The sequence below is a fragment of the Flavobacterium sp. genome, from assembly GCF_035456225.1.
Lineage (GTDB): Bacteria > Bacteroidota > Bacteroidia > Flavobacteriales > Flavobacteriaceae > Flavobacterium.
This window is the reverse complement of sequence record NZ_DATIDM010000152.1, coordinates 1-23,559: the sequence shown is the minus strand read 5'-3', so window position 1 is coordinate 23,559 and position 23,559 is coordinate 1. Positions and strand designations below refer to the sequence as shown.

Annotated in this window: 23 protein-coding genes and 1 other RNA gene; 12 read left to right on the top strand and 12 right to left on the bottom strand. The window is 35.3% G+C overall.

Going from position 1 to position 23,559, the window contains the following annotated elements:
* The first annotated feature begins 157 nt into the window (after positions 1 to 157).
* The 3 genes from ppk1 to VLB74_RS09015 all read left to right on the top strand — a co-directional run bounded on the left by ppk1 (position 158) and on the right by VLB74_RS09015 (position 3,870).
* Positions 158 to 2,272 (top strand): polyphosphate kinase 1, encoded by a 2,115-nt coding sequence (ppk1, locus tag VLB74_RS09025; RefSeq protein ID WP_325203128.1) that lies wholly within the window; start codon positions 158 to 160, stop codon positions 2,270 to 2,272.
* Positions 2,273 to 2,323: 51 nt separating this feature from the next.
* Positions 2,324 to 3,214 (top strand): Ppx/GppA phosphatase family protein, encoded by an 891-nt coding sequence (locus tag VLB74_RS09020; protein WP_325203127.1) that lies wholly within the window; start codon positions 2,324 to 2,326, stop codon positions 3,212 to 3,214.
* Positions 3,215 to 3,324: 110 nt separating this feature from the next.
* Complete coding sequence (locus VLB74_RS09015) at positions 3,325 to 3,870, top strand: STM3941 family protein (protein WP_325203126.1); 546 nt, start codon at positions 3,325 to 3,327, stop codon at positions 3,868 to 3,870.
* 113 nt (positions 3,871 to 3,983) lie between these two features.
* On the opposite strand, the gene VLB74_RS09010 is transcribed toward VLB74_RS09015, so the two are convergent.
* The 3 genes from VLB74_RS09010 to VLB74_RS09000 form a co-directional block, all read right to left on the bottom strand.
* Entirely contained in the window at positions 3,984 to 5,747 is a 1,764-nt protein-coding gene (locus tag VLB74_RS09010) for a DNA polymerase III subunit gamma/tau (protein WP_325203125.1), read from the bottom strand.
* A gap of 86 nt (positions 5,748 to 5,833) precedes the next feature.
* Entirely contained in the window at positions 5,834 to 6,133 is a 300-nt protein-coding gene (locus VLB74_RS09005) for a hypothetical protein (protein WP_325203124.1), read from the bottom strand.
* Positions 6,134 to 6,217: 84 nt separating this feature from the next.
* Positions 6,218 to 6,547 carry a hypothetical protein gene (locus VLB74_RS09000; RefSeq protein WP_325203123.1) on the bottom strand — a complete coding sequence of 110 codons (330 nt, stop codon included), beginning with the start codon at positions 6,545 to 6,547 and terminating at the stop codon, positions 6,218 to 6,220.
* A 110-nt stretch (positions 6,548 to 6,657) separates the two neighbouring features.
* Here VLB74_RS09000 and rnpB point away from each other — a divergent pair.
* Positions 6,658 to 6,985: RNase P RNA component class A (gene rnpB / locus VLB74_RS08995), an RNA gene on the top strand.
* Positions 6,986 to 7,076: 91 nt separating this feature from the next.
* On the opposite strand, the gene rsmD is transcribed toward rnpB, so the two are convergent.
* Both rsmD and VLB74_RS08985 read right to left on the bottom strand, forming a co-directional pair.
* A complete protein-coding gene (gene rsmD / locus VLB74_RS08990) occupies positions 7,077 to 7,673 on the bottom strand; it encodes a 16S rRNA (guanine(966)-N(2))-methyltransferase RsmD (RefSeq protein WP_325203122.1) in 597 nt (198 codons plus the stop codon).
* Complete coding sequence (locus tag VLB74_RS08985; RefSeq protein ID WP_325203121.1) at positions 7,670 to 8,476, bottom strand: DUF3822 family protein; 807 nt, start codon at positions 8,474 to 8,476, stop codon at positions 7,670 to 7,672. The genes rsmD and VLB74_RS08985 overlap by 4 nt, the downstream gene beginning before the upstream one ends.
* Before the next feature lie 350 nt (positions 8,477 to 8,826).
* Between VLB74_RS08985 and VLB74_RS08980 the strand changes: the two genes are divergently transcribed.
* The 3 genes from VLB74_RS08980 (at position 8,827) to kdsB (ending at position 11,645) form a co-directional block, all read left to right on the top strand.
* Positions 8,827 to 10,248, top strand: a complete 1,422-nt coding sequence (locus tag VLB74_RS08980) for an ATP-dependent DNA helicase (protein WP_325203120.1) — start codon at positions 8,827 to 8,829, stop codon at positions 10,246 to 10,248.
* 84 nt (positions 10,249 to 10,332) lie between these two features.
* A complete protein-coding gene (locus VLB74_RS08975; RefSeq protein ID WP_325203119.1) occupies positions 10,333 to 10,788 on the top strand; it encodes an RDD family protein in 456 nt (151 codons plus the stop codon).
* 131 nt (positions 10,789 to 10,919) lie between these two features.
* On the top strand, positions 10,920 to 11,645 hold the full coding sequence (kdsB, locus tag VLB74_RS08970) for a 3-deoxy-manno-octulosonate cytidylyltransferase (protein WP_325203118.1): 726 nt from the start codon (positions 10,920 to 10,922) through the stop codon (positions 11,643 to 11,645).
* Positions 11,646 to 11,658: 13 nt separating this feature from the next.
* Here the strand turns inward: kdsB and VLB74_RS08965 are convergent, their stop codons facing one another.
* Positions 11,659 to 12,321, bottom strand: a complete 663-nt coding sequence (locus tag VLB74_RS08965) for a spermidine synthase (protein WP_325203117.1) — start codon at positions 12,319 to 12,321, stop codon at positions 11,659 to 11,661.
* A 57-nt stretch (positions 12,322 to 12,378) separates the two neighbouring features.
* Here VLB74_RS08965 and VLB74_RS08960 point away from each other — a divergent pair, with 57 nt between their 5' ends.
* Positions 12,379 to 12,936: a 1-acyl-sn-glycerol-3-phosphate acyltransferase gene (locus tag VLB74_RS08960; protein ID WP_325203116.1), complete on the top strand. Its 558-nt coding sequence runs from the start codon at positions 12,379 to 12,381 to the stop codon at positions 12,934 to 12,936.
* On the opposite strand, the gene VLB74_RS08955 is transcribed toward VLB74_RS08960, so the two are convergent.
* Positions 12,937 to 13,431, bottom strand: a complete 495-nt coding sequence (locus VLB74_RS08955) for a helix-turn-helix domain-containing protein (protein WP_325203115.1) — start codon at positions 13,429 to 13,431, stop codon at positions 12,937 to 12,939.
* A gap of 303 nt (positions 13,432 to 13,734) precedes the next feature.
* Here VLB74_RS08955 and VLB74_RS08950 point away from each other — a divergent pair, with 303 nt between their 5' ends.
* From VLB74_RS08950 to VLB74_RS08940, 3 genes are all read left to right on the top strand, one after another.
* Positions 13,735 to 14,889, top strand: coding sequence for a M14 family metallopeptidase (locus VLB74_RS08950; protein WP_325203114.1), 1,155 nt, complete (start codon positions 13,735 to 13,737; stop codon positions 14,887 to 14,889).
* Between the two features lie 80 nt (positions 14,890 to 14,969).
* Complete coding sequence (locus VLB74_RS08945; RefSeq protein WP_035629822.1) at positions 14,970 to 15,449, top strand: Lrp/AsnC family transcriptional regulator; 480 nt, start codon at positions 14,970 to 14,972, stop codon at positions 15,447 to 15,449.
* A gap of 75 nt (positions 15,450 to 15,524) precedes the next feature.
* The gene (locus tag VLB74_RS08940; RefSeq protein ID WP_325203113.1) at positions 15,525 to 16,049 is read left to right on the top strand and encodes a DinB family protein; all 525 of its coding nucleotides are present in this window, start codon (positions 15,525 to 15,527) and stop codon (positions 16,047 to 16,049) included.
* 35 nt (positions 16,050 to 16,084) lie between these two features.
* Here VLB74_RS08940 and VLB74_RS08935 read toward each other — a convergent pair whose 3' ends face one another.
* The 4 genes from VLB74_RS08935 to aroB form a co-directional block, all read right to left on the bottom strand.
* Positions 16,085 to 16,444 carry a DNA primase gene (locus VLB74_RS08935; protein ID WP_325203112.1) on the bottom strand — a complete coding sequence of 120 codons (360 nt, stop codon included), beginning with the start codon at positions 16,442 to 16,444 and terminating at the stop codon, positions 16,085 to 16,087.
* A gap of 86 nt (positions 16,445 to 16,530) precedes the next feature.
* Complete coding sequence (locus VLB74_RS08930; protein WP_325203111.1) at positions 16,531 to 17,505, bottom strand: deoxyhypusine synthase family protein; 975 nt, start codon at positions 17,503 to 17,505, stop codon at positions 16,531 to 16,533.
* A gap of 18 nt (positions 17,506 to 17,523) precedes the next feature.
* A complete protein-coding gene (locus VLB74_RS08925; RefSeq protein WP_325203110.1) occupies positions 17,524 to 18,927 on the bottom strand; it encodes a type III PLP-dependent enzyme domain-containing protein in 1,404 nt (467 codons plus the stop codon).
* A gap of 296 nt (positions 18,928 to 19,223) precedes the next feature.
* Positions 19,224 to 20,291 (bottom strand): 3-dehydroquinate synthase, encoded by a 1,068-nt coding sequence (gene aroB, locus VLB74_RS08920; protein ID WP_325203109.1) that lies wholly within the window; start codon positions 20,289 to 20,291, stop codon positions 19,224 to 19,226.
* A 99-nt stretch (positions 20,292 to 20,390) separates the two neighbouring features.
* Here aroB and VLB74_RS08915 point away from each other — a divergent pair, with 99 nt between their 5' ends.
* Positions 20,391 to 21,557 carry a proline dehydrogenase family protein gene (locus VLB74_RS08915; RefSeq protein ID WP_325203108.1) on the top strand — a complete coding sequence of 389 codons (1,167 nt, stop codon included), beginning with the start codon at positions 20,391 to 20,393 and terminating at the stop codon, positions 21,555 to 21,557.
* Positions 21,558 to 21,638: 81 nt separating this feature from the next.
* On the opposite strand, the gene VLB74_RS08910 is transcribed toward VLB74_RS08915, so the two are convergent.
* Positions 21,639 to 23,156 (bottom strand): T9SS type A sorting domain-containing protein, encoded by a 1,518-nt coding sequence (locus VLB74_RS08910; protein ID WP_325203107.1) that lies wholly within the window; start codon positions 23,154 to 23,156, stop codon positions 21,639 to 21,641.
* Between the last annotated feature and the right edge of the window lie 403 nt (positions 23,157 to 23,559).

Here is a 23,559-nt window from a genome sequence, read left to right as displayed (position 1 = left end):
ATGAGGCAATCACAAATTTTGTTAATAAATTTGGGGATTCCTATATAGATAATGTTCCCACATCGGGTTTTGTCTCCTTAAAGTTTGAAGAAGAAGATTGGAAAAATATACAAAGAGGAAAAATTGTAAAAACGATTTTTCCGAGTCAGTTAAAATCATGAGTATTACACAGGAAAATAAATATATAGACAGAGAAAAAAGTTGGTTAGCCTTTAACGCAAGAGTACTTCAGGAAGCTGCAGACGAAACGGTTCCGTTATTAGACAGGCTTCGTTTTCTGGGTATTTTTTCTAATAATCTGGATGAATTTTTCCGTGTCCGTTATGCCGCCATCCGCAGATTAAATTCAGAAGGTATTTCCGGTGAGAAGATTCTTGGCGGGATTACCGCTGAACAATTACTCAAAGAAATTACAGAAATCGTTATTGAACAACAATCAGAAAGTTTAAGGACGTTGAGTGTTATTGAAAAAATGTTGGAAAAGGAAAACATTTTCATCATCAACGAAAACGAAATCAATAAGGAACAACAAAACTTTATTAAGGATTTTTTCATCCAGAAAGTCAGCCCCGAATTGATTACCATTATCCTTAACGATTTGGACGAATTCCCATTACTCAAAGATACATCCGGATATTTAGCGGTTAAATTGGTTATGAAACCGAAACCCCAAAACACGATTCTTTCCAAAATAGTTCAGAAGAAAGAAACGCGTTATGCGGTTATTGAAATCCCTAAAACGATAAATCGATTTGTAGTGCTTCCGTCGAGTTCAGACAAGCAATACATTATCCTTTTAGACGATGTAATCCGTTACAATCTGCATTATATTTTCAATATTTTCGAATATGAAAGTATTTCGGCACATATGATTAAGATTACCCGTGATGCCGAATTGGATATCGATGCCGATCTGAATAAAAGTTTCATGGAAAAAATTTCGTCAAGTGTAAAAGACAGACGAATAGGGGAGCCTGTGCGATTTGTTTATGATCAATCCATTGAAAAAGATACTTTAGCATTTTTCCTTACACGCATGGGAATCGACGCTACAGACAGTTTGATACCAGGGGGGCGTTACCACAACCGTCGTGATTATATGGATTTTCCAAATTTAGGACGTTATGATTTATTGAAGAAGCCGAATCCTCCATTGCCCGTGGTTGGGTTAAATCTGGAAGGAAGTATTCTTGAGAAAATTAAACATAAAGACTACCTGATTAATGCACCTTATCAGTCTTTTTCGTATGTGATTAAGTTTCTTCGGGAAGCAGCTTTAGATCCGAAAGTGGTTTCAATTAAAATAACCCTTTATCGTTTAGCAAAGAATTCACAGATAATCAGTTCACTTATCAATGCTGCGAAAAATGGAAAAAAAGTTGTGGTTCAAATTGAATTGCAGGCCCGTTTTGACGAAGCCAGTAATATTTCCTATGCAGAAATGATGCAGACGGAAGGAATCGAATTGATTTTCGGAGTAAAAGGCTTGAAAGTTCACAGTAAGATTTGTGTCATCGAACGAATGGAAGAAGGTAAAATCAAACGTTACGGATTAATTTCAACTGGAAACTTCAATGAAAGCACAGCAAAGGTCTACACAGATGTTACTTTGTTGACAAGCCATGTGCAGATAATGCGTGACATTTCAAAAATTTTCGAATTTTTCGATGTGAATTATCGTGTGTACCGTTACAAACATTTATTGGTTTCACCTCACTATACGCGTTCCAAATTCTATAAACTGATTGATCTTGAAATTCTGAATGCATTAGCCGGCAGAGAAGCTTACATTAAATTGAAAATGAATAGTTTATCTGATCTGAAAATGATTGATAAATTATATGAAGCCAGCAGGGCAGGAGTAAAAGTTCAATTGATTATAAGAGGAATTTGTTCTTTGATTCCGGGCGTTCCGGGTATGAGTGAAAATATTGAAGCAATCAGTATTGTAGATAACTATTTAGAACATTCGCGTTTGTATATTTTCGGAAATGATGGAAATCCGCAGGTTTATATTTCTTCTGCCGATTTTATGACCAGAAATCTCGATGCCAGAGTAGAAGTTACCTGTCCGATTTACGACAAAGAAGTTAAAGATGAATTATTGGATACATTTGAAATAGGATGGAAGGCCAACGTTAAAGCCCGTTTGCATTCTGAAAAATTAGATAATAAGTACAGAAAACAACCAGATCAAAAAATGTTCCGTGCACAACAGGAAATGTATAAGTACTATTGCGATAAATTAGAAGTTGTGACTGAAAACATATAATTACTTTACCAACTTATAATTTCTGAATATAGAACTACTGAATTAACAAAGATGATTTCAATTAAAAAATATGCAGCTATCGATATTGGTTCCAACGCCATGCGATTGCTTATAATGAATATCGTAGAACAAGCCGGAAAAGAAACACAGTTTAATAAAAGTGCCCTTATTCGTGTACCGATTCGTTTGGGACAGGATGCTTTTACAGTAGGTGAAATTACAGATGAAAATATCGATCGTATGATTGATGCCATGAAAGCGTTCAAATTATTGATGAAAGTGTATAAAGTAGAACGTTACATGGCATGTGCTACTTCCGCTATGCGTGAGGCATATAACGGAAAAGAAGTTACTGAAATCATTAAGAAAAAAGCCGATATAAAAATTGAAATTATCGATGGAAAAAAAGAAGCGGCTATTATCGCTTCTTCCGATTTACATCACTTTATAAAAACAGATCAGACTTATTTATACGTTGATGTTGGAGGTGGCAGTACTGAATTTTCATTATTCTCCGAAGGAAAAATGGTCGCTTCAAAATCCTTTAAGAACGGAACCGTACGTTTGTTAAACAATATGGTAAACGATGTTGTTTGGCTGGAAATTGAAAAATGGATTAAAGCCAAAACGGAAGCTTATGACGATATTACGCTTATTGGTTCCGGCGGAAATATTAATAAGATTTTCAAATTATCCGGTAAAGCACAGGACAAACCGCTTTCCTACATTTACCTCAATGCCGAATACCAAAAGCTGAATGCTTTAAGCTACGAAGAACGCATTGCCGAATTAGGATTGAACACCGACCGCGCCGACGTTATCATTCACGCTCTTCGAATTTATTTAAAAGCAATGAAATGGAGTGGAGCCAGAAATATTTACGTACCGAAAATCGGACTTTCCGATGGTGTTGTGAAAGCCATGTATAATGGGAGGATATAGGCAGGTTTTGAGTAGCTAAAGCACAAAAGTTTTGTAAAAAGCAGATATATTATTTTTTCGTCAAGAAAATCAAGCAAGAAAATAACAACAAAAGAATATCTAAAATAAAAATGACCACTCTAAAACTGTATTTTTCTTTCCCTAAAATGATTAAATTGTCAGTGATGTCAATTTTAATATTGATGATAGGACGCTATTGTTTGAAATCTGACATTTTTGCTGTTCAAATGATGGGGATTCTGGAAATTATTTTGGGTTTGGCAACTTTGTTTGTAGCATTGAAAGGCTTACTAAATAAACATCCACAGCTTGTTTTAAGTGAAACCGGAATTCTAGACAACAGGATTCTAAAAAAGGAAATTCCCTGGGATCAAATAGAGAAAACGGAATTGAAGTTTGTAACTAATCAGAAAGTTCTAAAGCTGTACGTATCCAATAAATTTAAAAATGAAAATTTTAAGTGGTTGTACACTAAAACAGCCGTGGTTAGACTAAAATCAAATACAAAAGAAGTATTAATTAATCTGGATTCATTGAAATGCGATTTTGATGTTTTGAGTGACTTCCTGATTTCTAAAGACATTAATTTTGGTCAGACCGATTTATTCAAAAAACTGACCGGTTGGAATAAATTTTTGAATAAAACACTTTATTAATTGAAATAAAACAAAATGACAATCACTATTTTTTTCGAAAAAGATATCTGAATTAATTTTCAAAGCATTAGCCTTTCAACACCTCAATACCTTAGCACCTTAAAACCTTAACTTTAAACATCTAAATCAAAAGTCCTGCGCAACAACTCCATTGCCGGATTGATAGACTTTAGTTTTTCGAATTTTTCAAGCGGAGTGAAAGCATATTTTGTTTCCGTAACTTCGTTTACATGCACATCAATTACAATATCGTGGTTGTGAAGTTTACCACGCAAGTAACCTAACAGCTCATTTTTATTGGCATCAAAATCTACTTTCGAACCTTCATTAGGCAATTCGAGTTTAATCGTGAAACCGTCTAATGTAGGATCATTGATGAGCATGTAAGTCGCCATGATTTTTTGGCCTTTATCACTCAGTTTTTGAGCAAAATTGGTCCATTGCAGAAGCATTTCTGTTTCTGTGAAAGACTCCTTGGGCAGTTCATCATAGTGTTTTACATTGGCTTTTTGCGAAGCTTCCAATTCACGTTTAGCTCTTATACTGGCTAATGATAAAGCGGAAACTTTAGTGCCGTTCATAGGCTCTGAAGCGATTGTCGGTTTAATTTCAGGAACAACAGGTTTAATCGTTTCAATTGCCGGAGCAGTATTTGAAATTTCTTCCGGTAATTTTTCGGTTACTTTATTTAATTCCGGATTTGGAATTTGTGTGCCATTTTTTGGAATGTCACCTTTAGGAGTAACTTCGGTAATAGAGTAAGCGGAATTTCTGTAATAAGTAGGCGGAATTATAAAGGACTCAGCTTTTTTTTTTTCTCCATCAAAAGTGATAGAGGCAAGCTGCATAAGGCAAAGTTCAACCAAAAGACGTTGATTTTGCGATACTTTGTATTTTAAATCACACTCATTAGCCAATTCAATTCCCTGTAAAAGAAACTCCTGTGATGTTTTTTGCGACTGTTCACGGTATAAATTTTGGGCGTGTTCGCCGGCTTCCAATAAAACCAAAGTCGCCGGATTTTTACAAACCCATAAATCCCTGAAATGAGAGGCCAAACCGGCTACAAAATGATGTCCGTCAAAACCTTTTGCTAAAATATCATTATAAGCCAATAATAATTCCGGTATTTTATTCTCCAGAATTAAATCGGTTACCTTTATATAGTATTCGAAATCAAGTACGTTTAGATTTTCTGTAACGGCTACACGCGTAAGATTGCTTCCGCAGAAAGAAACCACACGGTCAAATATCGATAAAGCATCACGCATAGCACCATCAGCCTTTTGGGCAATAATGTGTAACGCATCGTCTTCAAAAGTAATATTCTGACTTGCCGCTACTTCCGCCAAATGTTCTTTAGCATCTTTAACGGTAATTCGTTTGAAATCAAATATCTGGCAACGGGACAAAATCGTTGGAATGATTTTGTGTTTTTCGGTTGTAGCTAATATAAATATGGCATGACGCGGCGGTTCTTCCAAAGTTTTAAGAAACGCATTAAAAGCGGACGTTGACAACATGTGAACCTCGTCAATGATATATACTTTGTATTTTCCGGTTTGTGGTGGGATACGAACCTGGTCAATTAGATTACGGATGTCATCGACCGAGTTGTTGGAAGCGGCATCCAATTCAAATACGTTGAAGGTAAAGTCTTCATACGGATCATCATAACCTTCCTGATTGATTTTACGGGCAAGAATACGCGCGCAAGTCGTTTTCCCAACCCCACGAGGCCCTGTGAAAAGCAATGCCTGTGCCAGGTGATTATTTTCTATGGCATTAAGCAAAGTATTCGTAATAGCCTGTTGCCCAACCACGTCCTTAAACGTCTGGGGTCTGTATTTACGGGCTGATACGATGAATTGTTCCATAGAATTGTAATTGGACACAAATATAAAATTTTTGTTGCTTTTTAAATCCTACAATTCGATTATTTGGAGAAAAGTTATTCACAAAATCAGCTTCGTCTTTTTATTGTCAATTCCAGAAGGACTCTAGCTGCATCATTGTCTGAATTAGCAGAAAATCCAGCCACAAAAACACCTTTTTTACCGTTTTTCAAGGATTTTATTCCGTAAACTGTTGCTTCGTCATCGGGATCGGAGTCGCCTTCATATCGGTATACGTGGACAATCTGATAATTTTCAGGATGTTTTACAATATCATCTCCATGGATGTTGAAATCGTAAGTGAAGCCGTTTTCATGCAATTCGTTTAAAGCTTCGGAAACAGTTGCATATTGATATTGGTGAGCCATGGTTAAGGTGTTTAATTTATATGATGAGAAATAATTCTGAATGTAATGATGATAAATTGAAAACTAATAAGAACAATTTTTTATTTATAGTCCTTTTTTTGATTTGATTGACAACCCGATTAAATAGCGAGCGGAATCACATTCGGAATTGGCTGCAAAACCCGATACAAAAACCCCTTTTTTATTCTCTGATGATTTTGATCTTATGCCATACACTGTTGCTTCGTCATCAGGATTGGAATCGCCTTCGTACCTGTAAATGTGAACAATTTCAAAATCATGGGGATTGGTTTTAAATTCACTGTCGTTTATATTGTAATCAATCACAAAACCTAATTCTTTAAGTTCCTGCAAAGCCTTTGATGCACTGGCATAATTATAAGTATGAGCCATGATAATTGTAATAATTAGCATTTATTTAATGAGTACTAAATTTACGATTTTTATAAGCTATTCTTTCAGAAATTAATGTTAAAGTGTTTTTGTAAAATTTGATATCAGACAAATATTTGTCGTAAGTTTGCAACGCAGACCGCCTTATCGTCGTCCGTTATAGCGGAGGGAGGAAAGTCCGGACACCAAAGAGCAGCATAGCGGGTAACGCCCGTCCGTCGAGAGATGAGGACAAGTGCAACAGAAAGGATGTACAGGTAATGCTGTAGTGAAATCAGGTAAACTCTATGCGGTGAAATGCCAAGTATATCAGCAGTTTTTGGTTCGCCAGAATAAGAGCGGCTCGTTCGATGCTGAAGGGTAGGCAGCTTGAGTCTCTTGGTAACAAGAGATTTAGATAAATGATAAGGGTTTCGATTTATCGGAATACAGAATCCGGCTTATAGGTCTGCTTTTTTTTTAGATTAATTGGATTTTTAGAAATTTAGATTTTTGGATTGAAAATTGAAAGTCTTTAAAATTGCACCCTTCTCACTTTCAACTCCCAGCTCTAACTATCAAATTCATCATCATCACCATCTTCATCGATTTCTTCTTCATCTTCGTTGTGTTCATATTCGAAAAATGAAAACACGGAACCACCATAATTTCGGTTGAAAGAATGGTTTTCCAGATGATCCAGTTTCGTATGTTTTGAATGTTCTACGATCATCATGCCGTCTTCTTCCAAAAGTTCGTTTTCAAAAACCAATTCAATGATTTTTTCAAATTCTTTTTGTTCCATTCCGTAAGGTGGATCGGCAAAAATGATGTCGTAACTGGCTTTGCTTTTTTCCAGAAATTTAAACACGTCGCTTTTAATTGCTGTAATGTCAAAGTCGAATTCCTGTGCTGTTTTCTTGATAAAGCTGACACATCCCATGTCGCCGTCAACACTTGTGATGGGTTCACAACCGCGGGAAGCAAATTCATAACTGATGTTCCCGGTTCCGGCAAACAAATCCAATACTTTTAATTCGCTGAAATTGAAATAGTTGTTCAGAATATTGAACAAAGCTTCTTTCGACATATCCGTAGTCGGACGAACAGGCAGGTTTTTTGGCGGACTGATGCGTCTTCCTTTATATTTTCCGGAAATTATTCTCATGAATTCAGTAGGATATAATGTTGTAGTGCTTCTTGTTGGGAAATCGAATAATTGTATGCTAAAGTCGAAACATCCAACAATGAAATGTTGCGGATATAACGGTAAGCAATTTCAAAACACGGATTGTCTTCCGAAATTTTACCCAATAAAAATACCGAAACAGTTTCAGGATTAAGTTGTAATTGCTCTAAAGTGAAAAGCAGGTAATACACAAAGTCTTCCGGAGTTTTGTAATCGAATGAATTGTATAATAATAACTTTAGATTATGCGCTATAACAATTTCAAAATGAGTTTCCTGCAAATGAATATAAACTTGTTTTTCTACCTTGTTTTTGGATAACTCTAATAATCTGGAAACCAAAACTGTGTTGACATTTTTATAGTCAAACGAGCCAAACTGATCAATCAGGAAGTTGTTTACATTTACGAACGGAACATGAACATTGTTCATATCATAGGTATTCATTTCGTCGTAAGCAAAGAAATCGGATTCAAAAACCTTGGTATTATACTGTAAGTAACTCCCCAGGGAATCTTCTTCAAAAAGAGGTTTTGGAACAAACGTACTGAAACTGTTGTCATGTAAAACTACAATTTCATCGTAAGGTTTGGTTAGTTTAGAAAAATCCACAAAAGCACGCCATAACTGGTCTTCCAGTGATTGCGTATAATTGAATTTCACTTCCTGTATGTCGAGTACATTTCCATTCAAAGTATCGAAAACACAAAAAGACAGCCCGTTTAAGGCAATCTGAAGTGATAGTTTTTTATAATTTTTGGAAGCAATTGTAGCTGTAGTCATACGATTAATCCGATTAGGGCAAATTTACATTTTTTTTCATGCCGAAACCAAGATTGTGTTTAAATTCATTGTTATCTTTGGCTCGTTGCAGCTTTTGTGAGTTATTACGCCCTGATATACCTGACAGGTTTTTTAAACCTGTCAGGTATCGACGCTAAAAAGAAGCCAAAAGTTTTTCTTCAGCCCTGATTACCTCACTTGGATAATATCTATTTGGGGTTCGGTGAATGCAAAGCATTTGTAGCGGCATCCTTTTTATTTCGTTTTTACGGAACAAAAAGATATAGCGGAAAGCAGGAAAATGGATTAATTCATGCCAAAAGTTTTGCTCCAAAAATTCAAAGAAACAGATGATTTCAGCCAAGTTTTATTCCTTACTCAAACAAAATTTTCCTTTTCAGACCACATCGAAACAGGATATTTTTTTTCAGCAGATAGCGGATTTCGCGACCAATGAAAATCAGGACGAGATTTTTGTTTTGAGAGGATATGCCGGTACAGGAAAGACAACTGTGATTTCCACGATTGTAAACCAACTGATAGAAATCAATAAAAAGTACGTTTTACTGGCACCGACCGGTCGTGCGGCAAAAGTGATCGCGAATTATTCCGATAAGCCGGCACATACGATTCACAAACGCATATATTTTCCAAAAAAGAGTGGAGGCGGAGTGACCTTCACCATGCAGCCCAATAAATTTAAGAATACCATTTTCATTGTCGATGAGGCCTCAATGATTTCGGATTCACCCACAGAATCAAGTATGTACGAAAACGGTTCGTTATTGGACGATTTGATTATGTATATTTATTCGGGTCACAATTGTAAGATGGTTTTGGTTGGGGATACAGCTCAGTTGCCTCCGGTGGGGATGGATGTAAGTCCGGCTTTGGACATCAATAAACTGGCCATGAATTACAACATGGAAGTACCTCATATTGAATTGGATGAAGTTATGCGTCAGGCTGAAAAATCGGGCATATTGTTCAATGCGACCGAATTACGTGAAGTACTGAAATCTCATTTTATTGATACATTTCAGTTCCAGTTGCGCGGATTTAAAGACATTATCCGATTGGAAGACGGCTATGATATTCAGGATGCTATTCATAGTGCGTATTCGAATTACAGCATTGAAGACACTTGTTTTATAGTACGCTCCAACAAACGTGCTAACCAATACAATCAGCAAATCCGGCTGAAGATTCTGGATAAGGAAAGTGAACTTTCGGCAGGTGATTTTTTGATGGTTGTCAAAAACAATTATTTCTGGCTGAAGGATAACGAAACGGTTGATTTTATTGCGAACGGCGATATCATTGAAGTACTTGAAATCTTTAGAATTGTAGAATTATACGGGTTTAGGTTTGCCAAAGTAAAAATCAGAATGGTTGATTATCCTGACCAGATTCCGCTGGAAACAGTTTTGATTTTGGATACTTTGACCAGTGAATCTCCCTCGTTGACATATGAAGAATCCAATAGGTTGTACCAGGAAGTGATGATGGATTATGCCGATGAGACCAGCAAATACAGAATGTTGCAAAAAATCAAAAACAACGAATATTTTAATGCGCTTCAGGTTAAATTTTCTTACGCCATAACTTGTCATAAATCGCAGGGAGGTCAGTGGAATACCGTATTTATTGAACAACCTTATTTGCCAGATGGTATCGATAGGGATTATATCCGATGGTTGTATACCGCGGTAACCCGTGCGAAAGATAAATTGTATCTGATTGGGTTTAAGGATGAGTGTTTTGAAAGTTAGAGAATAGAAGAAAGAAGGGAGAAAGGAGAAAAAGTTAGTGACAAGTTATAAAATGTATAGTAATTCCAAATCATAACAACTGAAATGACAAAAGAAAATCCAACGTTTAAATTCAAAACAAATTTTAAGAAAAGAATTTTTGCAACTATTTTTGATTACGGAATTTTTTTTCTTGTCTTTTATACTTACATATTGTTATTTGGACATGAAACGGAAGAGGGTAACCAAGCTGTAAGCGGACTATTGGCTTTACCTGTTCCTATTATTTGGTTTGTTTACTTTGTGATTGTTGAATCATCTTATGGCGGAACAATCGGACATCAGTTTTTTGATTTAAAAGTGCTGACATTGAATCGAAGAAAAATTGATTTTACAGACGCATTAAAAAGACACTTACTGGACCCAATTGACATTTTTTTTTATGGAATACCAGCTATTATTGCAATAAAAAATTCGGACAAACATCAGCGTCTTGGTGATATGTGGGCTAAAACGTTTGTTGTTGATACTACAGACAATGAACAATATTTGGATAAATAAACAAGTATAATACCCGACCGATAAGGGTTTTGAATCAGATTTGAATTTCACTACAAAAGCCACTTGGCAACTTACCAAAAACTTTTTACCTTAGTCACTTTGCAACTTTAAACCTTAGCCACTTAACAAAAATGAAAATAATAGCCGTAATCCCCGCCCGATATGCTTCCACACGTTTTCCTGCCAAACTTATGCAGGATTTAGGAGGTAAAACAGTGATTTTAAGAACCTATGAAGCGGCGGTGGAAACCAAACTATTTGACGACGTATTTGTGGTAACCGATTCTGATCTGATTTACAGTGAAATCGTGAACCATGGCGGAAAAGCCATAATGAGTATCAAAGAACATGAAAGCGGCAGTGACCGAATTGCGGAAGCGGTTGAAAATATGGATGTTGATGTGGTAATCAATGTTCAGGGAGATGAGCCTTTCATCAACAAAAAACCTTTGGAACAGGTTATTGAAATCTTCAGAAATGATACGGATAAGAAAGTCGATTTGGCTTCCCTGATGTTCGAAATCAAAGAGAAATCCGATATTGAAAATCCTAATAACGTAAAGGTAATCGTTGATCAACAAGGGTTTGCGTTGTATTTTTCGCGTTCGGTAATTCCGTATCCCAGAGAAGAGAATGTGAGCGTTCGTTATATGAAACACATTGGGATTTATGCGTTTAGAAAAGAAGCGCTGATGGATTTTTACCGTTTACCGATGTTATCGTTGGAAGCTTCTGAAAAACTGGAGCAGCTTCGTTATTTAGAATATGGAAAGCGAATCCGAATGGTGGAAACCGAACATGGAAGTATCGGCATTGATACTTTGGAAGATTTAGAAAAAGCGAGAAAACTGGTTTAATCGAAAATAGAGGTTATTTCAATCTTTTGATCGTAAACAATTCGTTGTGATCTTCCACTTTTGGATACATCCTAACCGAATAATCAACGCTGAATTTTGAACGGTAAGCCATATTCCGATTCTTGTCATCTTCGTTTAATGTCATGGTATTGAACAGAATAAAACCATTAACATTCAGTAATGCGTTGATTTTTTCAATAAAGAAATTTTCAAACAAAAAGTTAGGCATTTTTGTATCCTGAAAGATATCAATGATAATCAAATCGTATTTATCTTTGGATTTCAGTACAAATTCAAATGCATCTTCATTGATGATTTTAAGGTTCGGAATCTGATTCAGACCAAAAAAGGTATTAGCGATTTCGATTACGGTAGGATCGAGTTCAACACCGGTAATACTTCCCTTGAACTTGATTTCATCAACCAGGGTTTTAACAACGCTACCGCCGGCAACCCCCAAAACCAATACATTTTCAAATTTTCGGATGCGTTCAAAACCTATATATTGCAGCCCTTTTCTGAGAATACGCTGCAAACTGCCATAAGAATAATTGGTGTTTTTGGAATCGAGTACCAGTTCACCGTTTGTCCAGGTTACTTCTAACGTTTTGTTTATTTCGGACTTTTTTTGGTATATATTTATAGGAACAAAATAACTTAAAATCTTTTTAATCATCGCACTTCGCATTTCTATTCGTAAATATAATGCTATTTTTGGACCAAATTATTTCTAATGAAGCAAATTCTTTACAAGTTTATATTCTTCAGACTGATGGGTTGGAAAATTGTAGGCACCATTCCCCCCGAAGTAAAAAAATGTGTACTAATCGTAGTTCCGCATACAAGTTGGCATGACTTTTATCTCGGACTTTTTACAAGAGGAATTTTGAATATGGATATTAATTTTGTTGCGAAAAAAGAATTATTTGCATTTCCTTTCGGGGCTTATTTTCGATGGATGGGAGGTGCACCGCTGGACCGTCAGAAAAATGAAAACAAGGTAGAGGCCATTGCAAAAATGTTTGAAAATAATGAAGTCTTCAGATTAGCGATAGCTCCGGAAGGAACTAGAAAAAAAGTGACCGAATGGAAAACCGGTTTTTATTATATAGCGCTAAAAGCAAATGTTCCTATTTTACCGGTAGCTTTTGACTGGGGTAAGAAAGAAGTGCGAATTTCAGAACCTTTCCTGCCAACCGGAAACAAGGAAGCTGATTTCAAAATTCTGCAGCATAATTATAAAGGAGTAATGGGTAAAGTTCCCGAAAATAGTTTTGTTCCTGAAAAATAATTATTCAGGTGAATAGCTTTTGAACGTTCCATTTTTATAAAAGACAACAATTCGATCAATTTCCTGGCTGTTTTGAGCCTCTTCCAAATTTCGCGTATTTGAAAAAAAATTATTTTGATTTTCAAATACGCGATTTTTTTCGATACTTGGTTCAGTCGAAAATAAATCAGTTTGTATTTCGCTTTTTGTTTGTTCAGATCCGATTTCAGAAAATAGGGTAGATGGAGGTGATGGATTTTCAACTCTGATAGTATTCTCCTCAAAATCATTTTTAGGAAAATTTCCTTTTCCGTTCAGAATCCAATATAAATCGACTTCGGGAAAAACCTGAATTATTTTCAGTATAAAATCCAAGCTTGGTTTGTTTCTGCCAGAGAGTAGGTGAGACAAACTGGACCGCTGCACACCAATTTTATCAGCGAATGATGAAGCTGATAAACTGTAATATTCCAGTACTGTTTCGAGTCTTTTTACAAAATCGTCAACGTTTACCATTGTAAATTGTATTTAATGGATTACTTAATTACAAATGTAAACATTTCGGTTCTATTTATCAATATTACAATTGTAAATAACTGTAATTAGTTAATTTTAAACTTTATTTAATTGATTATAACTAATTGATTTTTAAATACAAATAGCACGCAATTAACAGTTGTAATTTTTTACAAGCCGAAGGAGGTTTATGATTGTAATAGGGATATAGTTCATGTTTAGAAATGTAAATTTAATTCGATTCCCATATGTTTACAAATGTAAAAAATAAGATGTTTACTTTTGTAAATAGAAAAATAAGCCATGGATTTTACAATTATATTCGACAAACATAAAGAGGAAAAACTCTTCGGAAGGTATATTACCAACAAGCATATTGAACCTTTATTACAAAACTTAAATACTGATTTCGAAGTTTCTGTTGCAGGAAAATCGGTAAAGGAAAAACCGATTTATACTATTAAAGTCGGAAGAGGAAAAACTAAAGTTCACATGTGGTCACAAATGCACGGAAACGAATCAACTACCACTAAAGCACTGTTTGATTTTTTTAACGTACTTAATTCTGATTCGGATTTAGCTTCCGATTTGAAAAAAACGTTTACTTTTTTATGTATTCCGATATTAAATCCGGACGGTGCGGAAGCTTATACACGAATAAACGCCAATGAAGTGGATCTGAATCGTGATTCTAAAGACTTATCACAACCGGAAAGTCAGTTACTTCGAAAGCTTTTTGAGGATTTTCAACCGGATTTTTGCTTTAACCTACATGATCAGCGTACCATATTTGCAGCTGGGGATACTGCTAATCCGGCAACAGTTTCCTTTTTATCGCCATCTTACAATGAGCAGCGTGAGGTTAATGAAGTGAGACAGAAGGCAATAAATGTCATTGCTGAAATGGATGCCGAGCTGCAAAAACACATACCAAATCAAGTAGGACGTTTTGATGATTCCTTTAATATTAATTGTATAGGGGATATGTTCCAATCGTTAGGAGTACCGACTATTCTGTTTGAAGCCGGTCATTTTCAGGATGATTATCAGCGGGAAACTACACGAAAAATGATTTTCATATCGTATTTATCGGCTTTACAGGCTATTTCAGAAAACCGAATTCTTGTCAACAAAACAATCGAATATTTTAATATTCCTCAAAATAAACCTATTTTTTATGACTTTATTTATAAAAATGTCAAAATAGTACTTGATAATTTTGAAAAAAGCATTACTTTTGCAGCCCATTACAACGAAATCCTATTAGATAATAAGGTTGTTTTTAAAGCAACAATCCGACAAATAGAAGGTTTAGAAGGTAATTTCGGTCATTATACTTATGATTTCCAAAATCAATTGTTTGAAAATCAGGAAGGTATTTCACCGGTAATTGATTCTGATGCTGATTTTTTAATAGGCACGCATAGTAAAATTGTTAATGGATTGCTAAAAAAATAAAAAAATAAAAGTTTTATTGATAAAAAATTAATTTTTTATTCTTAATTTTGACTTTTTAAAACAAATAGATAAATCTTATTATGAGCAAGTTTCGTTTAGATGAAGTAGATCATCAGATATTGGATATGTTAATTGATAATACGAGAGTTCCTTTTACAGATATCGCAAAAAAATTGTTGATTTCTGCTGGTACAGTTCACGTTCGTGTAAAAAAAATGGAGGATGCCGGAATTATTCAGGGTTCTTCTTTAACATTGGACTATGAAAAGCTTGGTTACTCTTTTATTGCTTATGTGGGTGTTTTTCTTCATAATACATCACAAACTAAATTTGTATTGGAGAGAATCAATGAAATTCCGTTTGTTACTGTAGCTCACGTTACTACAGGAAAATTTAATATTTTCTGTAAAATCAGAGCACGTGACACTAAACATGCTAAAGAAGTAATCTACATGATTGATGATATTGATGGTGTATACAGAACAGAAACAATGATTTCTCTTGAAGAAAGCATTAATGATAAAAAACGTTTGATGCATACCATCTTTAAAGATCTTTAATCATCGAAAAAATAAAACCCGAAGTTAGTGCTTCGGGTTTTTTATTTAAATTTATTACTAATTTAATTCTGATATATGAGTCCAAAACAACTTACACCGGATGAATTCTCGCCTCATTACAAACCATATATTGATAAGGTTGAACAGGATACTGATTTATTGGATGAATTGGAAATCAGTCTGCACAAGACAATTCACTTTGTTCAGGATATTCCAATGGATAAATTTGATTATCGTTATGCGGAAGGAAAATGGACAATTAAAGAGATTCTTCAGCACATAATTGATTCAGAACGTGTCTTTGCTTATCGGGCATTGCGTTTTTCGAGAAGTGATGAAACTCCATTACCAGGTTTTGACGAAAATAAATTTGCGGATGTGGTTAATCCAACAGCAAACAAGCGTCATTTAAAAGAACTGCTTACAGAACTTGCAGCTGTACGTCATGCAACAATTATGCTTTTTAAAAGTTTTACGGAAGAAGATTTGCTTAAAAAAGGGATTGCTTCTAATAATGTAATGTCGGTCAGGGCGGCTGGGTTTGTTATAATCGGTCACCAAAACCATCATGTTGCTGTTTTTAAAGAAAGATATTTATAATAAAAAAGGAACTCAAATTGAGTTCCTTTTTTTATTTAGTCTTCATCGCTGTCTTCCTCTTCATCAGTAGGCTCGTCTTTCTGATCCTCTTCTTCATCATCATTATCGGCATTATCTTCGATATCCAATTCTTTCAATGCATCTAATGAATCTTCTCCTCCGTCAATATCGTCGTCTTCATCATCATAGTTTTCGATTCTGTCAGCTAATTTCATACTTACTTTTACAAGGTAGATTGTGTCTTCTGTGCGGACTTCTACAGCTTCAATAGTCTCATTTTTAGCGTTTTTGAAACGGACAATATCAGAATCATCATATCCGTCAGGAAATTTCTCAACCAAAAGGGTTAAGATCTCATTCGTTAGCTTGGCGTAATCTACAATTACTCTTTTCATTCGTCGTGTTTTAATCTTTGTAACTGGTCAAATGTAATAACCTAAATTCTATTTTTCAAATAAAAAATTCCTTTTTTTTCAAAAAATTACCAACCTAAAACATAAGCAAACATTAGCGGTGCCACGATAGTTGCATCTGATTCCACAATGAATTTAGGTGTAGTTATGTCTAATTTACCCCAAGTGATTTTTTCATTAGGAACCGCTCCGGAATAAGAACCGTAACTTGTTGTAGAATCAGAAATCTGGCAGAAATAACTCCAGAAAGGAACATCATGCATTTCCATATCCTGATACAACATCGGAACCACACAAATAGGGAAGTCACCGGCAATACCTCCACCAATCTGGAAGAAACCAATTCCTTTTCCAGCACAGTTTTTAGGATACCAATCTGCTAACCACATCATGTATTCAATTCCACTTTTCATTGTGGTGGCTTTGAATTCTCCTTTAATACAGTATGAAGAGAAAATATTACCCATTGTACTGTCTTCCCATCCTGGTACTACAATTGGTAAGTTTTTCTCGGCTGCAGCAACCATCCATGAATCTTTCGGATCGATTTCATAATATTGTTCCAATACACCAGAATTGATCATTTGGTACATGAATTCATGAGGAAAATATCTTTCTCCTTTTGAATCAGCATTGTTCCAGATATCAAATAAATGCGATTGTAAACGACGGAAAGCTTCTTCTTCAGGAATACAAGTATCGGTTACACGGTTGTAGTGGTTCTCTAATAAATCCCACTCTTCCTGCGGACTCAAATCTCGATAGTTAGGAACTCTTTTATAAGAATTATGAGCAACAAGGTTCATAATATCTTCTTCAAGATTTGCACCTGTACATGAAATGATATGTACTTTGTCCTGACGAATCATTTCGGCTAATGACTTTCCAAGCTCGGCAGTACTCATCGCACCTGCAAGTGTAATCATCATTTTCCCGTTGTCTAATAAATGCTCTTCATATCCTTTTGCAGCATCTACAAGAGCTGCGGAATTAAAATGAAGATAATGTTTTTCAATAAACTGACTGATTGGTCCTTTACTCATTTTGTTTCTATTATGAAATTATTTTTTCTTGTTGTATCCTAAAATTTCTAAAACTTCTTCTACTTTTTGCTGCTCTGAAAAAACTTCTGTTGCAAAAATTCCGTTTTTATCCTTATCGATAAGAATGTGTTTTGGCTGTGGTAAAATGCAATGGCTCAAACCTCCAAATCCGCCAATGGTTTCCTGGTAAGCTCCAGTATTGAAGAAACCGATGTATAAAGGTTTTTCTTTATTGTATTTGGGAAGATAAACAGCGTTCATGTGCTGTTCGGAGTTGTAATAGTCATCGCCGTCGCAGGTTAATCCACCTAAAAGGACACGCTCGTAAGTATCATTCCAGCGGTTAACGGCCAACATTACAAATCGTTTGTTGATTGCCCAAGTGTCTGGCAAAGTAGTGATGAAAGAAGAATCAATCATGTTCCAGTTTTCACGGTCATTTTGTTTCTTCTGATATAAAACCTGATATAAAGCGCCTCCTGATTCACCAACGGTAAAAGAACCGAATTCCGTAAAAATGTGCGGAACAGGAACTTCTGCTTCGTCACAGGCAATTTTAATCTGATTCAGAATTTCATCTACCATATATTGGTAATCGTAATCGAAGGCTAATGAACTCTTGATAGGGAATCCTCCACCTATGTTCAAACTGTCAAGGCTTGGGCATTCTTTTTTTAGTGCGATGTAAACTTTCATACACTTTAAAAGCTCATTCCAATAATACGCCGTATCACGGATACCGGCATTGATAAAGAAGTGAAGCATCTTAAGTTCCACTTTTTTATTGTCCTGGATTTGTTTACGGTAAAAAGGAACAATGTCTTTATATCCGATTCCCAAACGTGAGGTATAGAATTCGAATTTTGGTTCTTCTTCCGCAGCAATACGAATTCCGATTTTGAATTTACCTTCAATTTGTTCCTGTAACAAATCTAATTCTTCAAAATTATCGATTACGGGAATCGTATTTCTGTGTCCGTTATTGATTAAACGTGCTATGTTTGTAACATACTGATCACGTTTAAAACCGTTGCAGACAACAAAGGTATTCTTGTTTATTTTTCCTTCTTCCATCAATCGTTCCACAATATCAATGTCAAATGCAGAAGAAGTTTCAATGTGAATATTGTTTTTTAAAGCTTCATTTAAAATAAATTCAAAATGAGAACTTTTGGTGCAATAACAGTAAAAATATTTTGCCTCATAATTATGTTTCTCCATTGCATTTCTAAACCACATTTTGGCTTTATTAATGTTTTGGGAAATTTTTGGCAGATAAGTGAATTTTAAAGGCGTACCGTATTGTTCTACCAGTTTCATCAAATCGATACCATGAAACTGCAGATTATCTTTATTTAAAGTAAATTCTTCCTGAGGGAAATAGAAAGTTTGATTGATTAAGTCAAAGTATTTTGTATTCATTTGAATAATAAGTTGTTAGATTATAAAATTACTATTTTTTATTTAAAACAACTTGCTTTTCAAACTCTAATATTTGCATATATTATCTGAAGTTCGTCATGAAGTGGATTGGCGAACTCAAAAACATCAAAATTCTGAATACTTTTCACGGAAAACACAATGCGCTGTAATCGTAACAGTAGCCGGTTTTGTCTGCTGTTTCTATTTGTACGAAATTGTGTATTCTGTGTTTTTTTCATTGGCACAAATGTAAAAAAATATTAAAGTGTTTAAAAAAAGATTTTTATAAAAAAAAGTTACACTTTGTAATCTTCAAATGCCTTGAAAATCAGTTCGTTTGATGCCGATTCATTGATTTTTATATCACCGATTCCGTTTAAAAGGACAAATTGCACTTTTCCGAACTCGTTTTTCTTATCATGGATCAGTAATTTTATAATTTCATCGATGTCATTTTGCGAGAATTCAACAAAACCAAAAATCTCACTGATAACTGCTTTTATTTCGGCATATTCTTCTTTTGAAATCAAAGATTTTTCCATCGAAATATAACTTTCCAGTATCATTCCGACAGCTATAGCTTCTCCGTGGAGCAAAGTGTTTTTTTCTGTATTTTCCAACAGATAACTTTCGATGGCGTGACCTAAAGTATGACCAAAATTTAAAGCTTTTCTGATTCCGTTTTCAGTAGGATCCTGACTGACAACGTTGTTTTTTATTTGAACTGATTCATAAATTAAAGTGTCTAAATCGTCTGTAGTTAAATTACTTAAGTTTTTGAATTTATCCCAATACGATTTGTCCTGAATCAGTCCGTGCTTCAACATTTCTGCCAGACCGGAGCGCATTTCGTTTTGTGGTAATGTCGTCAAGAAATTAGTATCTATCAAAACAGCATTCGGATTGGTAATGGTTCCGATTTGGTTTTTGAGACTTCCTAAATCGACTCCGTTTTTACCACCTATCGATGCATCAACCATAGACAAAAGGGTAGTGGGTACATTTATATATTCGATGCCTCTTTTAAATGTGGAAGCCACAAATCCTCCTAAATCGGTTACAACGCCACCGCCAAGATTTATTACAATGCTTTTTCGATCTGCTCCGAGATCTGTGAAAGCCGACCAGATTTCAAAACAGGTTTCGATATTTTTGAATTGCTCACCGGATTCAAACTCGACGATTTCAATTGGAACTTCGGTAGCTAAATTGGCGATGAAATTCGGCAGGCAATATTCACTGGTTTTACTATCAACAACGATAAATAATTTGGAATAAACGTCTTTATCCAGAATTGAATTTAAGTAAATGTAAATGAATTCATTAAAAAAGACTGAATATCCGTTTGCAATTATTGTCTGCATTTTTTTAAAGAGTTGTTAATAATGGGGCAAAATAAGGTATTTTTTATCAATTATTATCAAAGCCTGCGTATATTTGTAAACCAAATTTATTAAATTACAATGGAAAAAATATTCAACAATACAGAGGTTGCTTTTGCCCTAAAAAGCAACAATGAATTAACCAGAGCACATTTTCTTTTTAAAATGATTGGAAATCCATCTTTGGTAAAAATAGGGACTTCATTGACTAATTTTGCTTTAAAATTTCATCTTCCAGTGGAAGGGTTAATCCGTGCGACTGTTTTTGATCATTTTTGTGGTGGAATCAGTGAAAACGACTGTTTGAAAGTTGTCGATAAAATGTACACTAAAAAGGTTTCGTCGGTTTTGGATTATTCCGTGGAAGGTAAAGAAGAAGAAGCACAATTTGATGCCGCTTTGCAAATGACCCTGAAAACAATAGAGTTTGCTAAAGCTAAAGATGCAATTCCGTTTGCGGTTTTTAAACCAACAGGGGTAGGGCGTATTGATTTATATGAAAAAGTAGGCGAAAAGAAAGCATTGACTGAAGCGGAAAAAGCAGAATGGGACAATGTAGTAGCACGTTTTGAAACGATCTGTAAAACAGCCTATGAAAAAGATGTGATGTTGTTGATTGATGCGGAAGAAAGTTGGATGCAGGATGCTGCTGATGATTTGGTTACCGATATGATGCGCAAGTACAATAAAGAGAAAACGTTGATTTTCAACACCTTGCAAATGTACCGTTGGGATCGTTTGGATTATCTGAAAAAACTTCATGTACAAGCTAAAGCGGAAGGATTCCACATCGGAATGAAAATAGTACGTGGCGCTTATATGGAAAAAGAAGCTGATAAAGCGAAAGCGAAGGGATACAAGAACCCAATTTGTGCTTCAAAACAGGCAACAGACGATAATTATGATCAATGTGTTGCTTATATGATGGATAACATCCAGACTATGGCGGTTTTTGCAGGTACTCATAACGAATTGAGTTCTTACAAATTGATGGAATTGATGGAGCAGAAGGGCATTGCTAAAAACGATAACCGTATATGGTTTGGTCAGTTATACGGAATGAGTGATAACATCAGCTACAATTTAGCAGAAAAAGGGTATAATGTGGCAAAGTATCTTCCTTTCGGACCTGTGCGTGATGTTATGCCGTATTTGATTCGAAGAGCAGAAGAAAATACTTCAGTGGCGGGACAAACCGGAAGAGAATTGATGCTTCTGGATACGGAAAAGAAAAGAAGAAAGTTGTAAAAATAAAAAAAGGGTTGTTTCAATAAAACAACCCTTTTTTATTCTTTCATGCTTTTGTGGAAATACTACCTTTAAATCATATTATTCCTTTATAAATCTTCTGTTTGTTTTGATTTTGTCGCCTATGCTCAAAATATAAATCCCTTTTGACAGATTATCAATTTTTATAATGCCGTTGAAATCGCTTAATTTTCCTTTCATAACTGACTTTCCCGACTGATCAAAGACAGTGTAAGGCAGATCCCGTATATTTTCAGTGATGTTTATCCGTATTTCACTGCTTGCCGGGTTGGGATAGATACTGATGGAATTATCCGGAATGCTATTTTCAATAATGGATTGCGTAGTAGCTGGTCGTTCCCCTAATGGCCCTGTTTTAACTATCCAGCCATCAATTTGGCCGTGAGTCCCAATGGAATCCGATCTTCCGGCAAATACACAGTCTCCCTCGGTAGTGACCTCCATTGAATACATCCAATCATCACCATTTGGAGTACCGTAGGTTTCTTGAAATTGTACCATTCCTGATTTAGACAACTTTACCAGCCAAACATCGGAAGGCATATAAGTAATATAATCCCAGCTATTGCCGGCAACGAGATAGCCAGCATCAGCAGTTTGTCTTATGATAACTGCATTTTCCCACCGAGAAGACCCTAAACATTTTTGCCACTGAATATGCCCTCTTTGGTTTAATTTAACAATCCACATATCGCCATTTCCATGGTTTCCGTTCACATCCCCATCATTTGATACTGAAGCCCCTGAAAATATATAGCCTCCATTTATTTGCTGGATGGAATAGGCCTCATCAGAAGCGGAACCTCCATAACATTTCTGCCATTGAATATTCCCCTTCTTATTCAATTTTATAATCCAAGCATCGATAGCGCCATGATTTTCGTTCACATCACCATCATTGGAGTCAGTCACACCCGCTATTATATAACCTCCATCCGTAGTTTGTTCTATGGAATTTGCTCTTTCATAGGCTGATCCTCCTAAACATTTTTTCCATTCGACGTGTCCTGAATCAGAGAGTTTTACAATCCATATATCCAAAGCACCATGATTTCCAGTCACGTCTCCATTGTTGCCTTCAGTCTCTCCTGCCAGTATATAGCCTCCATCCTTGGTTTGTTGTATCGAATAAACTGCTTCGCCTTCAGAACTCCCAAATAATTTCTGCCATTGGATGTTTCCGACGTAATCCAGTTTAACTATATGAAAATCACCGGCACCATGATTTCCCGGGAGCCCACCACCGCCACCTCCGGCTACTATATAACCTCCGTCATTTGTTTTTTGAATTTGGGGATAAAACATTTGTGTACTTAAACAATGCTGCCATTGGAGACTTCCTGCATGATTCAATTTAACGATCCATGTTTTTGCACTTTCGTTAGTATTGCACGCAATATTGTTAAGATCCCCATCGTTAGAAAAATACTGGCCCGTACATATATAACCTCCATCAGTGGTTTGTTGAACGGAATAAAAATTATCTTCTAGTGAACCACCTAAAAATTTTTCAAAATTTTGGGAATAACCAGAGATAAACGATGAGATTATTGCTAAAAAAAGTAAATATTTTTTCATGACTTCATGTGTTAATTACTTACAATAAAGTTACGATTTTCTCATCAAGAAAAACACATAAAGCATTGATTATTAATATTTTACTATATATTTTTATGCGTATTTGAAATGTTTTCTTGTCTGAATTTATAGATTAGGAGGGACCAAAAACATATAGTAGGGAGAATGTTTAAAAAACAGAAGTCTCATTTCATTTGATATGTTAAATGGAATGAGTCACAACATGAGTTACAATTGAGCTAAAATAAGCTATGATTTAGTGTAGCGTCTTTCTTCTGTAGCAAAGTAAACAGAAAGAGAATTGATGCTTCTGGATATGGAGAAGAAGAAAGTTGTAATAATAAACCCCGAAATAATTCGGGGTTTATTATTTATATGCAGCGAAGAAAAATCAGAATAACCG

Excerpts from the sequence above, each read along its gene's own strand:
- ppk1 (WP_325203128.1), top strand. The coding sequence starts at position 158 with ATGAGTATTACACAGGAAAATAAATATATAGACAGAGAAAAAAGTTGG.
- VLB74_RS09020 (WP_325203127.1), top strand. The coding sequence starts at position 2,324 with ATGATTTCAATTAAAAAATATGCAGCTATCGATATTGGTTCCAACGCC.
- VLB74_RS09015 (WP_325203126.1), top strand. The coding sequence starts at position 3,325 with ATGACCACTCTAAAACTGTATTTTTCTTTCCCTAAAATGATTAAATTG.
- VLB74_RS09010 (WP_325203125.1), bottom strand. The coding sequence starts at position 5,747 with ATGGAACAATTCATCGTATCAGCCCGTAAATACAGACCCCAGACGTTT.
- VLB74_RS09005 (WP_325203124.1), bottom strand. The coding sequence starts at position 6,133 with ATGGCTCACCAATATCAATATGCAACTGTTTCCGAAGCTTTAAACGAA.
- VLB74_RS09000 (WP_325203123.1), bottom strand. The coding sequence starts at position 6,547 with ATGCTAATTATTACAATTATCATGGCTCATACTTATAATTATGCCAGT.
- rsmD (WP_325203122.1), bottom strand. The coding sequence starts at position 7,673 with ATGAGAATAATTTCCGGAAAATATAAAGGAAGACGCATCAGTCCGCCA.
- VLB74_RS08985 (WP_325203121.1), bottom strand. The coding sequence starts at position 8,476 with ATGACTACAGCTACAATTGCTTCCAAAAATTATAAAAAACTATCACTT.
- VLB74_RS08980 (WP_325203120.1), top strand. The coding sequence starts at position 8,827 with ATGATTTCAGCCAAGTTTTATTCCTTACTCAAACAAAATTTTCCTTTT.
- VLB74_RS08975 (WP_325203119.1), top strand. The coding sequence starts at position 10,333 with ATGACAAAAGAAAATCCAACGTTTAAATTCAAAACAAATTTTAAGAAA.
- kdsB (WP_325203118.1), top strand. The coding sequence starts at position 10,920 with ATGAAAATAATAGCCGTAATCCCCGCCCGATATGCTTCCACACGTTTT.
- VLB74_RS08965 (WP_325203117.1), bottom strand. The coding sequence starts at position 12,321 with ATGATTAAAAAGATTTTAAGTTATTTTGTTCCTATAAATATATACCAA.
- VLB74_RS08960 (WP_325203116.1), top strand. The coding sequence starts at position 12,379 with ATGAAGCAAATTCTTTACAAGTTTATATTCTTCAGACTGATGGGTTGG.
- VLB74_RS08955 (WP_325203115.1), bottom strand. The coding sequence starts at position 13,431 with ATGGTAAACGTTGACGATTTTGTAAAAAGACTCGAAACAGTACTGGAA.
- VLB74_RS08950 (WP_325203114.1), top strand. The coding sequence starts at position 13,735 with ATGGATTTTACAATTATATTCGACAAACATAAAGAGGAAAAACTCTTC.
- VLB74_RS08945 (WP_035629822.1), top strand. The coding sequence starts at position 14,970 with ATGAGCAAGTTTCGTTTAGATGAAGTAGATCATCAGATATTGGATATG.
- VLB74_RS08940 (WP_325203113.1), top strand. The coding sequence starts at position 15,525 with ATGAGTCCAAAACAACTTACACCGGATGAATTCTCGCCTCATTACAAA.
- VLB74_RS08935 (WP_325203112.1), bottom strand. The coding sequence starts at position 16,444 with ATGAAAAGAGTAATTGTAGATTACGCCAAGCTAACGAATGAGATCTTA.
- VLB74_RS08930 (WP_325203111.1), bottom strand. The coding sequence starts at position 17,505 with ATGAGTAAAGGACCAATCAGTCAGTTTATTGAAAAACATTATCTTCAT.
- VLB74_RS08925 (WP_325203110.1), bottom strand. The coding sequence starts at position 18,927 with ATGAATACAAAATACTTTGACTTAATCAATCAAACTTTCTATTTCCCT.
- aroB (WP_325203109.1), bottom strand. The coding sequence starts at position 20,291 with ATGCAGACAATAATTGCAAACGGATATTCAGTCTTTTTTAATGAATTC.
- VLB74_RS08915 (WP_325203108.1), top strand. The coding sequence starts at position 20,391 with ATGGAAAAAATATTCAACAATACAGAGGTTGCTTTTGCCCTAAAAAGC.
- VLB74_RS08910 (WP_325203107.1), bottom strand. The coding sequence starts at position 23,156 with ATGAAAAAATATTTACTTTTTTTAGCAATAATCTCATCGTTTATCTCT.